Genomic DNA, 12,500 nt, shown 5'->3' on the forward strand with positions numbered 1-12,500 from the left:
ATTAATTACAATATATATTAGGTGTCGATTTAGCTTAGATATAAAATAGTGATATGAAAAAAAACGCTGATAAACTATTACTAATAAGCATTTTAATTTGCCTAAACTCTTTATCTCTACCTGTAAGTGGTGAGAACAAAAGCGACACTCCTCCTACAAAAGTAACCTGCTTTTTGAAAAAGCATTTTAAGGGTATGGAGTTAGATGAACTTGAATACAACGACAAAGATGGGGAATACAAAGCTAAATACAAAGATGGATATGAAGTAGAATTTAAAGGTGACAAATGGATTAAAATAGAAAGTGATTATCATCCATTACCAAAAAGTATTATAGACAGACTACCTACAAATATGGTAAAATACATCGCAGAAAAATACCCTCTCCGGATTATAATCAAGATAGAAAGAGAATCGTCCGGTTATAAAATAGAACTGTCCGACACACCCGATCTATTCTTTGATAAACAAGGAAAGTTCAAAAAGAAAAAAAAATAGTATCCTATTTACTTAAAAGCAACTATTATCCGAAAAACATTTTTCGAGGGATAGTCATAATATATATTCAGATTACTTTTTTCACAAATAGACTTTACAATATTCAAGCCCAAGCCTGAAGATTCTTTAGTTCTACTACGCTGAATCATTCGATTGAAAAGATTCACGTCCTCGTCGACCTCCTCTATACAGGTATTTGAAATAGAAAGATATTCGGCATTTAAGATAATTTTTATTTCCCCCTCTACTACATTATGCCTGATAGCATTGCTCAGTAAATTTGAGATCATTATCTCTGATAGAATAGGATTCATCGAATGATAACACAACCCAATCTCGTGCTTTATGGTCAAGTCTTTTGTCGCCATCAACTCTTCCAAATCTTCAAGATAACCACGAAGTAAATCGGCAATATTCACATTCTCTTTATCCTCAAACTGATTATTATTGATCTTTGTTATCAGCAACAATGATCTATTTAGCTTAGACAAACGAGTAACAGCCCTCGATATAGCTTGCATTGACTGTATCTGATCTGGCCTATCTTTTAGAGAATCATCCTGTATTATTAAGTCTAATTTAGACTTAATAATCGAAAGCGGTGTTTGCATCTCATGCGAAGCATCTTCTGCAAAAATACGCGAGTTTTCATAATCTGCATTAATCTTCTCTACCATACGCATAATTACATCATTTATTTCATCAAACTCCTTTATACCAGGGTTCTCTAAATTTAAAGCTGTATTAGCTTTTAAATCATAATTATGCAACTCTCGAAGATTTTTATTTAGAGGAATCCATATATTCCTTTTTAAAAGATAACTAATGACATAAGTAAGAAATATGAGTAAGAAAATCAGTATGAAAAGTGATGAAATGATGGCATAGAATAGATCGTCCGAAATCATTGTCGGCTGATTTATGTTCACCAAATGATACTCTCCTTTATATGAGACAACAAAGTAAAGTTGCCTATAAGGAGTAATACTACCCGTTTCTTCGCTGTACAGCAGAGTATCTTTGAACATCTGTGCCGGATACACATCAGGGTTATCTATCTGCCTCCTTTCTATACGAGCTGGTTGTAATATTACTTTCCAAACTAGAGGTAAGGTATCATGTTTTGCTACAAAACTTTCAATTTTCTGTTGCTGCTCTATAAGCACACTATCAGCTGAATAATGAATAAAAAACCGAAAGATTAATAAATGTGATATACAGCCAATTAGTAAAACAAATAAACTGGCTATAATAAGATATTTCCGTATCAACTTTATCAAAGTCATTCTTCCGAAAATTTATATCCTATACCATACACTGTTCTGATATAATCTTTACAACCTTTATCAATCAGCTTTTTTCTCAGATTCTTTATATGAGTATATATGAAATCAAACGAGTCACTACTAAGGCTCATATCATCACCCCATAAATGCTCTGCTATTACTTCTTTGTTCAAGACCTTGTCCTTATTCATAAGAAAATACAAAAGTAGATCGTACTCCTTTCTGGTCAGAATAACATCTTCACCTTTAACTGCCACGCGACGGCTATCAAAAATTATTGTAATCTCATTAAAACTCTTTTCGTTCTGACCTTGCAGATTCCGTCGACGAATTATCGATTTAACTCGGGCATTCAATTCAGGTAAATGGAAAGGCTTAGTTAAATAATCATCAGCTCCGATATCTAATCCGATGAGTTTATCATCAAGTGAGTTCTTGGCCGATATAATTATTACTCCAGCATCTTTATTTCGTTTTTTCAACCTTCTGATAATATCTAACCCACTACCACCGGGAAGGCTAATATCTACAACTACACAATCGTAATCATAAAGTTCTATTTTTTCTTCTGCCATTTGATATGTAGAAACCCCTTCTACCCCAAAATTCTCAGATACTAAGAATTTGGTGATTGACTCCAACAAATCTAACTCGTCTTCAATTATAAGTAAATTCATGTTTTAATGGGTTTTTATCCCGTCGGCAAAGTTAATAATTTAACTTTAAACCGCCCTAACCAACACATCTATCTATATATAAAACAAATACGTCAAAGCTCACCCTCATAAATATCGCTTTCATCGTTATCTTTCTTCCCTTTTATAACATTGAACTTATAGGAGAAGCTAACTAAAAAATATTGATTTACTGTATTTGACCTCGAATCAGACATATAGTTTCCACTAACATAGCGCGAAATATTATTCCTGTCATTCAAAATATCAAACATCTGCACTTTAACTGTTCCCTTCTTCTTTTTTAGGAATTGTTTTGAAACTGATGTATTCCACAAAACTTCACTGCTTTTAAAATCATCCCCATATCCTACATAATAAGAATAATTTATATTGCTCGTTAAAGTAAAATCATAAGGAAGTTTCCATGTTAAGAAATGATTGAGAGTATAATTAGTGGTATTTCTATCTTGTAGATCAGTGAGATTATTTCGTGTCATATTATATGATATCCCGGCTCTCAGCAATGATTCAAATTTATCATTCTTAAATCTAGCCATAACCTGTTCATTCAGAACAATATTATGTGTTATGGCCTTTTCTCCGTTTGTGAAACCTATATTTTTATAATAGTTGACTACAGAAGTATTTGCAATTGTAAATTTCTTATTTCTAAGAGGGGTGTTATACATAAAGTTTATATTTGCTCCCATATTGCCACTTACATTCCTATATGTATTTGTACTATTTCCCTGATCATCTATTATTGTATAATCAACTATGTTATTAAATATATAATTGAAACCTCCCATAAGCATAAAAAAACGTGATGTCTCATAATCCGATTTTTGATAATATAGATTGAAATTGTTACTGTAGCTCGGTTTCAAGTTGGGATTTCCATAATATTTAGACAGTGCATTCAGAATGACTGTATCGGCCGATAATTGGCTGATTCCGGGCTGGCTGGTCGAACCAGAGTAATTAAAGTCTACACTTGTGTTCTCTTTGGGGGTATATGAAAAATTCAGGGTCGGTGAAAAATTCACCACACTCTGACTAAGATTTTCTATAATAGAATCGCCTAGGCTAATTTTACTCCGCGAACGCGAAGGGTCTATACTAAAGCCGATTGTATATCTATACTTTTCTTTAGTAGCTTGAAAATTCAAACTAACATTTTGATTTATGTATTTATTTTCAGTATTTCTGGCATATGCCGTATCTATAATTGTATAATCTTTATTATCATCTATTTTACGAACATCTCGGATACGTTCCGAATTATTAATACCATATGAATATGACAATTGCAACCGATAATCTTTACCTAATGGCTCTACATAAGACATAAATAGATTATAGCTACTTGTCTTATTATCCGTATTCGTTCGTTGATCTATTATTTTATCGGCTGTTTTCCCCGTATAGGATGTATATGAATAATTCGATCCTTTACTATTTTCATTCCGTATCGAATTGTTGAAAGACATACTCACAGTACGCCCATTCTTATTAAGTGTTCGTCCAATTGTAAAAAAATTATTTATACTATAGTCATCACCCTTCGACTGGTTTGTGGAATAACCCGAGGTTGTATCTTTTTCTGCTACATAAGAAAGATTTGTCGATCTTTGCTCACTTTTCGTATCATTTAAGCTTATATAAGACCGAGCAAAGACAGTAGTCAATGAGTCAGGCTTCCATTGAATATTTACTCCAAAGTTTGTATTACTCCTCTTATTATTCGAACTCATATTTTGTTTCGATAAGCGATCTCCGGTAGACAGGAACGTTTGTGTATTTGTTTGAGTTTCCATAAGGTTTTCGTTGTCCGAATATCTTACATTCCCTCCCACTTTCAACTTCTCTGAGGTTTGTATATATGCATTTACCCCTATATTCTTATCCTTGTCTATACCATTATCCATCCCCATGGAATACTCGTTATCCGGTATATTACTCATATCACCGACAAACGAAACCTGATTGTCATTTCGCATATAATTCACCAATGCTTTATGTGCATATTTATCATCACTGCCATAACCGGCTCTTATATCGCCGAAAGTACTTTGTTTCAGTTCCTCTTTTACTACTAAATTCAATACCTGTTCCGGATCTTTATCTCTAAATCCGGTTACTTTAGCTGTCTCAGACTCTTCTTTATAAAGCTGTAGTTTCTTTATCATATTAGCCGGAAGATTAGCCAAAGCCATAGGTATATCATTACCGAAGAACTCCTTTCCATCTACAAGTATTTTTCTAATTGGTTTTCCATTAGCTGTAATGTTTCCATTCTCATCAACTTCAATGCCTGGAATATTCTTTACCATATCTTGTAACATATCACTTTCTTGCGAACTATATGACGATGCATTATACTCAATGGTATCTCCTTTAACTACAATATCAGGCACTTTACCCTCTACAACCGCAGCTTCTAACATTATTGTACCCTCTTGGAGTAAAATATCACTGAGGGTGAAATTGGGTTGCTTCGTTGTTAGTTCAATTTCTTGTGAAAATGTTTTATACCCGATAAAAGATACCTCGATAATATATTTCCCGCTTTCTACCCAAAATTTAAAATGACCTTTGTCGTTCGTTGCTACAGCCTGAAGGGTAGCACTATCAGTTGTGTTAAGTAGTTTTACTGTAGCAGAAACAATCGATTCTTTTGTCTTTTCTTCATATACTGAGCCTTCTATATATCCCTTGCCTCCCCTCTGTCCTGTTTGAGCTACGGACAAAAGACTTACTATCATAAAAAAGAATACATATAAACACCTCATCAATATATTGTTTTAGGACAACAAAGATTATCTATTTACATAGAGTGTAAAATGACCAAAAATCGTTAATTGCCACCCACCTTTTCACAAAAATAAACCATTTAACAACATAGACCTCCTAATTAACTCGATTTCTATATCAAATAATAATCTATTTTTGTTTAGCTATACAATAAATATAACAGAAATATGCTCTTTATATTTTGATCTAATTCTAAATATACTATTCATTCAATATTAGAATAAGAAAAAAAACTCATACATAGCACCTTGGATCCCGAGATTTACAGATATAATCAATTTGTATGATTTCACGTTATTTTTCCTTAACGAAAGATAAGCGATTCATAATGTAAGGCCTCTTACCCCCTTATGTCAAAAAAAAATGTTTACTTTGTGCTCTTATTTAAATATTTAAAAATAAAATACTAAAAGAATCAAAGGTCTATGTCAGAAGATGTATTTAAAAAGATAATCTCGCATTGCAAAGAGTATGGTTTTGTATTCCAGTCTAGTGAAATATATGACGGATTAAGTGCTGTTTACGATTATGGACAAATGGGCGTAGAGCTTAAGAATAATCTAAAAAGATACTGGTGGGATAGCATGGTACTACTTCATGAGAATGTTGTAGGTATTGATTCCGCTATCTTTATGCACCCTACTATCTGGAAAGCCTCGGGGCATGTGGATGCTTTTAACGACCCTTTGATTGACAATAAAGACAGTAAGAAACGCTATCGTGCCGATGTTTTGATAGAAGATCATCTAGCCAAAATAGACGACAAAATAAACAAGGAGGTAGAAAAAGCTGCAAAACGATTTGGAGAAAGCTTCGATGAAACCATGTTTCGTCAAACCAACCCTCGTATACTGGAAAACCAGGCTAAACGTGATGAGATACACTCTCGCTTTGCAAAAGCTTTGAATGATAATAATCTTGATGAACTCCGTCAAATAATAATAGATTGCGAAATTGTATGCCCTGTCAGTGGCACACGCAACTGGACTGAAGTACGCCAATTCAATCTGATGTTTGCTACCGAAATGGGTTCGACTGCAGATGGCGCAATGAAAGTATATCTCCGCCCTGAAACAGCTCAAGGAATTTTTGTAAACTTCCTGAATGTGCAGAAAACTGGTCGCATGAAAATACCGTTCGGTATAGCACAGATAGGTAAAGCCTTCCGCAATGAGATTGTAGCCCGTCAGTTCATTTTCCGTATGCGTGAATTTGAACAAATGGAAATGCAATTCTTCGTTCGCCCCGGTGAGGAGCTAGACTGGTTTGCCAAATGGAAAGAAACGCGTATGAAATGGCACAAAGCCCTTGGATATGGAGATAACAAATATCGCTTTCATGATCATGACAAGCTTGCACATTATGCGAATGCTGCTACTGATATCGAATTTGAGATGCCATTCGGATTCAAAGAAGTAGAAGGAATACATTCACGTACCGACTTCGATTTGGCTAGCCATGAAAAGTTCTCGGGAAAAAAATTACAATATTTCGACCCTGAACTCAATAAATCATACACACCTTACGTTATTGAAACATCGATTGGAGTTGATCGTATGTTTTTATCTACAATGGCAGCCTCTTATGCTGAAGAAGAGCTTGAAGGTGGAGAAAGCAGAGTTGTATTGAAATTACCGGCAGCTTTAGCTCCTATTAAGTTAGCGGTTTTACCATTGGTGAAAAAAGATGGACTACCAGAAAAGGCCCGTGAAATAATAGATTCTTTGAAATTTGATTTCAAATGCCAATACGACGAAAAAGACAGTATAGGAAAACGGTACCGTCGTCAGGATGCTATCGGAACCCCATATTGTGTCACCGTAGATCATCAGTCTTTAGAGGACAATACTGTAACAATTCGTTACCGCGATACAATGCAACAAGAGCGTGTAACTATAGATAAACTATCAGATATTATCTCTGATAAAGTAAGTATGAAGAATTTATTGAAAACAATAGGATAAACATGAATAAAAATTTATTTGCTTTATTAATCTTATTTTGCTCATTAATAGCATTCCCTTCTTGTGGAGATGATGATGACACCGGAATAGATGAAGAATGGAAAGCATACAATGAACAACAAATAAAGGATATTGATCCGGAATATAATATTAATTCGGAATATAAAAAGCTTATGTCTATTAGTAAGAATGGTTCTGTTTATTGGAAAGACATAAGACATGAAAAATTCTTTGGAGAAGGTATACCGGAAGTAGATCCGACCTCTGCCCCTCCAATCTTTACAGATAGCGTTGCTATTCGTTACGAAGGTTCTTATCTAAATCTAGATGGAACGGAGTACGTCTTTGACAGTACAGAAAAAGATAACCATCGTATATATAGAACCAGAGTATCAAACAATATAGATGGCTTTACTACAATACTACAATATATGAGGATTGGTGATCAAAGGGAGGTTTATATTCCTTGGCAGCTTGGATATAAAGAATCCGGACAATATAATGGATATACCCAGGTAATCAAGGGCTATACAACATTACGATTCAAGATTTATTTAATGGATATTATTCGTGAAGAAAAATAAATATCTACAGCATAAAATCAAAAAGGGTTCCATTTAATAAATGGAACCCTTTTGATATAAAAGAGAAATCTATTTTATCTTACAATTATTTTTTGAGCAACCTTTCCTGCTTTTATAATATAAATACCTTTCGGCAATTCTAATGGATAGCTGCCTAAGATAGTTTTCAAATTTACACTGGTAACCTTTAAACCCAAAATACTATAGACTTCCAAATAACCGGTTGTTGGTATATTCTCCAAAGTTATTTTTGTTGTTCTATTTATTTCTAGATCCAGATTCATCGTTCTATCCTGCACCTCTTTAAAATCCGAAGGAAAGGAATCCGAAGGAAAGTCTTTTTCTTCAGAACTAGCTGATAAAGAGACTCCCGCCAACAATAAAGACAATAGTATTTTTCTGTATGTAGTCATTATCTATACACCTAATAATCACAAATATAGATATTAAACATTATAAAATAATAAAATATAGAAAAATTATGTATTATTTTACAATTTTTCACGCAGCCCCTCGTTAGCAAGAATTGTATTAGGAAATATCTTACTTGCCTCATCCAGCAAAATTTGATTATCTACATACCTTGCCGAAAAATGTCCAAGCATCAATTTCTTTACATGTGCCATTTTTGCGATTTGTGCTGCCTGCACCGCTGTAGAATGCCCTGTTTGCTTTGCTCGCATAGCATCGACATCTGCGAATGTTGCCTCATGATACAATAAATCCACCCCTTCTATTATAGGTATAATATTTTCATTATATGCAGTATCGGAACAATAAGCATAAGAACGTGCAGGTTCGGCAGGTTTGGTTAATCTGTTATTTGCGATAAGAACTCCGTCTTCCGTAATATAATCCGCACCTTGTTTGATCCTAGCTAATTCTCTGATCGGTACATTATAAAACTTAATCATTTCAGGCAATAAGTGAGCTTCTTTTTGCTTCTCTTGAAAAAGAAAACCTCCACAAGGTACTCGATGCAAAAGCGGTATTGTTTTTACAGATACTGACCGGTCATCATATATGACTTCACTCCTCTTTGGATCAAAAGTTTCTACTTTGACCCGAAAAGGGTTATCTCTACAAAAAAAGTCGATCTCAGTACGTAAAACATCTTCCAAGCCAGCTACAGAAAATATCGTCAAATCGCCGGTACGGCCAAGCAGAGCTAATGTAGAGATTAAGCCAATGAGTCCAAAACAATGATCTCCGTGTAGATGTGATATAAATATATAATTCAACCTGCCAAATCGTAATTTACTCCTCCTAAACTGCAATTGCGTCCCCTCTCCACAATCTATCATGAATAACTTTTCTCTGACATTAAGCACTTGTGATGAAGGATTATGTAAGGTGGTAGGAGTGGCAGAACCACATCCTAGTATATCGAGCTCAAATTTCTCCATTCTTTATTCGATGTGTATCAGTTTGTGCGTTTGCAAACTAAGACGCCATTGGGGATGATTTTTTATTAAATATACACAGTAAGCCACATTATCCATATTTATTTTATCTCCATCAAATACCGGACTCAGAAAATAATTATCTGCAATAGGAAATACAGATATATCCGGAATAGGATCTCCGACCATTATAGGCATGCGTATTTCATGTGCAAAAGGTATCCGCATTTTAATAGAACTATAATCCTGTTTAGGACTACAGGTGATATAATCTATAAGAGAAGGTACTCTTCGCGTTCCATTTGTTTCTATCGCTTGCTTATACCCATGATCTCTAAAAACAGCTAAATATTCATCCTTTAGCTGAATAGTTGGCTCTCCACCTGTCCATATTATCCACTTACAAGGATAAACACTTATCGCCTTCAGAATTTCATCTATTGTCATTTCGTCTCCATCAGCAAAGTCCGTATCACAGAAACTACATGCCAAATTGCATTTAGTAAGTCTTATAAATATGGATGCCTCACCACTACGTCCACCCTCACCCTGAAGAGAATAGAAGATCTCATTTACTATCAGCTTCATAAATAGCAGTTGTTTTAGGTGTTTCTGATACTTCTACTGCATACAACTCAGGAATTTTCTCCTTGAAAATATCATAAAGATACTTAGCTATATTCTCGGCCGTAGGATTAAATGGGAGAATATCATTCAGATGCCTGTGATCTAAAGTATCATCTATATACTTCTTCACATTGTCCAATTCTCTGTAATCTTTAACGAAACCCACATAATTTAAGAATTCTGCACATAGATGTACAGTAATCACATAATTATGTCCATGAAGACGCGAACAGGGATGTTCCGAAGGAAGCCCCTCAAGTATATGAGATGCAGAGAATGCAAATTGTTTACTTATTTTATACATATTTATTTCAAAAAGTCGTCAAAATAACGAGTTATATGTTCATGTAGGTGCACCCTATCGCGTCCTACCATATTATGTTCCTGCCCCGGATATACAAAGAAGTCGGGATGAGTACCTTTTTTGATAGCAGAATGCAGAAATTGCAGGCTATGCTGCATTACTACTGTATGATCTTCATCGCCATGTATGAGCAGAAGGCGTCCTTTAAGATCTCCGGCCCGTTCTACCATGCTGGAGCCTTTATATCCTTCAGCATTATCTTGTGGCGAATCCATATAGCGTTCACCATACATTATTTCATAATATTTCCAATCCGTAACCGGACCTCCGGCAACCCCCACCTTAAATGTTTCAGGATGGCGCAACATCAGATTCAATGTCATAAATCCTCCATAACTCCAACCATGGACTCCTATACGTTCAACATCGACATAGGCCAACGATTTCAGATAATTCACTCCTGTCATCTGATCTTGAGTTTCTACTACTCCTAATTGACGATGGGTAATATTCTCGAAGTCTATACCTCTGTTAGATGTACCTCTATTGTCCAATGTAAATACGATATAGCCTTTTTCGGCCATATATATATCCCAACCTCTAGCCTGTCCAAGCCACGAATTATCTACTAATTGAGAGTGCGGACCACCGTAAACATAAACAACAACAGGATATTTCTTAGAAGCATCGAAATTCAAAGGCTTAACTAGTCGATAATATAAATCAGTAGTTCCATCATCAGCCTTCAGCTTGCCTAAAGTAATCTCCGGCAACTGAACATTCCTGTATGGATTTTTTGCCGTATGATAAATAAATGTTTTATTCGTTTTCGTTTCAGTAATAGCTACTTTTCCAGGATTGCTTTGAGAATAATACCTATCACAAATATATTTACCCGATGTGCTTAATGCTGCATAATGAACACCGTCCTCTTTTGACAATCTATCGGTTCTTCCATTTTTAAAATTCAACTTATATACATGCTTTTCAATAGGACTTACCTCTGTCGAAATATAAAATAAATTCTCTCCCTTTTGATCAAAGCCCAAAACAGACGTAACATCCCACTTACCGGTAGTAATTTGTTTTAATAGCTTACCAGTAGTATCATATAAATATAAGTGATTAAACCCATCACGCTCACTCTGCCATATAAATTTTGTCGGGTCATTTTTCAGAAACTGCACAGGATTCTCAGGCTCTACATACTTCGAGTGCGTTTCGGTAAATAATGTAGCCAATAACCTTCCGGTTACGGCATCATAGCTTTTCACCACACATGTATCCTGCCCTCTATTTACTTCAGCAACATATATACTTTTCTCGTCAGGCCCCCATGATACATTGGTCAAATATTTTTCTTTTGGCGTTCCTGTCTTTAAGAATACAGTTGCTTGTGTTGCCGGATTATAGACACCGATAGTTACCTGATGGCTTTTCATTCCTGCCATAGGATATTTTACATCCTTTAATTTAGCTATTCGTACCGAAACATCAACAAGCGGATAGTTTGTCACCATCGTTTCATCCATCCTATAAAAAGCCAATAGATTTCCTGAAGGAGACCAGAAAGTGCCTTTTTTTATTCCAAACTCATTACGATGTACCGACTGTCCCGAAACTATTCCTGTATCGGTCTCTGTAGTCACAGCAAATTCTTTTCCATCGGAATTTTGTACAAATAAATTATTCCCTTTTGTATATGCAAGCATTCTACTCTTCTCGGACCAATCATGATTTTCCATTTTTTCTATATTCCGAAATTTCGCTTTCACACTCTTTTCCACAAAATCATAAAAGAAAAAATTCTGAGTTGTCATAACTAAAAGTTCATTTGTTTCATCTGAAACAAATTGTACCATACTTAAACTTTTAGGCAACTCTTCTTTATCTATACTAAGGCCTTTATTTATATCGTTAAGAGAAAGAAAAACCTGTGGCTTCTCTTTTTCTGACAGCGGAGCTATCATTATAGAATCACCTTTGATATAGGTTAATTTATCTCCATGCCAACTAATCTGTCTTGGCATTTCGGCACGATACTTGTAATTTGTTTTACCACCGGGAATCAGGTCTTCTAATGTTAAAGGAATATCTTGACTAAATGATTTCATTGGAAGCAAGACGCTTATCGCTAAAATGAGTGAATTAATGAGTTTCATATAACAATCCTAATTAAGGGAACAAAGATAATGATTTTCTGCGTTGTGATTTTATTTAATGGATATGATTCGTATTTTTAAATATAAGAGTACAGAATCCGTCTATTAAGTTAATTTTTTTTTAGAACAATTTTATTTTTTAAACGTTTAAAAAATAAACACTATCTTTGTACGTTATAGAT

Annotated in this window: 11 protein-coding genes; 3 read left to right on the forward strand and 8 right to left on the reverse strand. The window is 34.7% G+C overall.

What is annotated here, in order from left to right:
• The first annotated feature begins 53 nt into the window (after positions 1-53).
• Positions 54-497 (forward strand): PepSY-like domain-containing protein, encoded by a 444-nt coding sequence (locus JGH11_RS16470; RefSeq protein WP_201113645.1) that lies wholly within the window; start codon positions 54-56, stop codon positions 495-497.
• Between the two features lie 8 nt (positions 498-505).
• On the opposite strand, the gene JGH11_RS16475 is transcribed toward JGH11_RS16470, so the two are convergent.
• The 3 genes from JGH11_RS16475 to JGH11_RS16485 form a co-directional block, all read right to left on the reverse strand.
• A complete protein-coding gene (locus tag JGH11_RS16475; RefSeq protein ID WP_201113647.1) occupies positions 506-1,783 on the reverse strand; it encodes a HAMP domain-containing sensor histidine kinase in 1,278 nt (425 codons plus the stop codon).
• Entirely contained in the window at positions 1,780-2,460 is a 681-nt protein-coding gene (locus tag JGH11_RS16480) for a response regulator transcription factor (protein ID WP_201113649.1), read from the reverse strand. Before JGH11_RS16480 ends, JGH11_RS16475 begins: the two co-directional genes overlap by 4 nt.
• Before the next feature lie 92 nt (positions 2,461-2,552).
• Positions 2,553-5,252, reverse strand: a complete 2,700-nt coding sequence (locus JGH11_RS16485; protein ID WP_201113651.1) for a TonB-dependent receptor — start codon at positions 5,250-5,252, stop codon at positions 2,553-2,555.
• 447 nt (positions 5,253-5,699) lie between these two features.
• Here JGH11_RS16485 and JGH11_RS16490 point away from each other — a divergent pair, with 447 nt between their 5' ends.
• A complete protein-coding gene (locus JGH11_RS16490) occupies positions 5,700-7,238 on the forward strand; it encodes a glycine--tRNA ligase (RefSeq protein ID WP_201113653.1) in 1,539 nt (512 codons plus the stop codon).
• Between the two features lie 2 nt (positions 7,239-7,240).
• Complete coding sequence (locus tag JGH11_RS16495) at positions 7,241-7,822, forward strand: FKBP-type peptidyl-prolyl cis-trans isomerase (protein ID WP_201113655.1); 582 nt, start codon at positions 7,241-7,243, stop codon at positions 7,820-7,822.
• Positions 7,823-7,896: 74 nt separating this feature from the next.
• Here the strand turns inward: JGH11_RS16495 and JGH11_RS16500 are convergent, their stop codons facing one another.
• The 5 genes from JGH11_RS16500 to JGH11_RS16520 all read right to left on the reverse strand — a co-directional run bounded on the left by JGH11_RS16500 (position 7,897) and on the right by JGH11_RS16520 (position 12,270).
• Positions 7,897-8,235: a T9SS type A sorting domain-containing protein gene (locus JGH11_RS16500; protein WP_201113657.1), complete on the reverse strand. Its 339-nt coding sequence runs from the start codon at positions 8,233-8,235 to the stop codon at positions 7,897-7,899.
• Between the two features lie 78 nt (positions 8,236-8,313).
• Positions 8,314-9,228: a ribonuclease Z gene (locus JGH11_RS16505; RefSeq protein ID WP_201113659.1), complete on the reverse strand. Its 915-nt coding sequence runs from the start codon at positions 9,226-9,228 to the stop codon at positions 8,314-8,316.
• A gap of 3 nt (positions 9,229-9,231) precedes the next feature.
• On the reverse strand, positions 9,232-9,813 hold the full coding sequence (locus JGH11_RS16510; protein WP_201113661.1) for a 7-carboxy-7-deazaguanine synthase QueE: 582 nt from the start codon (positions 9,811-9,813) through the stop codon (positions 9,232-9,234).
• The gene (gene queD / locus JGH11_RS16515) at positions 9,794-10,156 is read right to left on the reverse strand and encodes a 6-carboxytetrahydropterin synthase QueD (protein ID WP_201113663.1); all 363 of its coding nucleotides are present in this window, start codon (positions 10,154-10,156) and stop codon (positions 9,794-9,796) included. Before queD ends, JGH11_RS16510 begins: the two co-directional genes overlap by 20 nt.
• A gap of 2 nt (positions 10,157-10,158) precedes the next feature.
• Entirely contained in the window at positions 10,159-12,270 is a 2,112-nt protein-coding gene (locus JGH11_RS16520; protein WP_236264047.1) for a S9 family peptidase, read from the reverse strand.
• Positions 12,271-12,500 lie beyond the last annotated feature (230 nt).

Origin of the sequence: Dysgonomonas sp. Marseille-P4677, from assembly GCF_016652235.1 — a bacterium.
Taxonomy (GTDB): domain Bacteria; phylum Bacteroidota; class Bacteroidia; order Bacteroidales; family Dysgonomonadaceae; genus Dysgonomonas.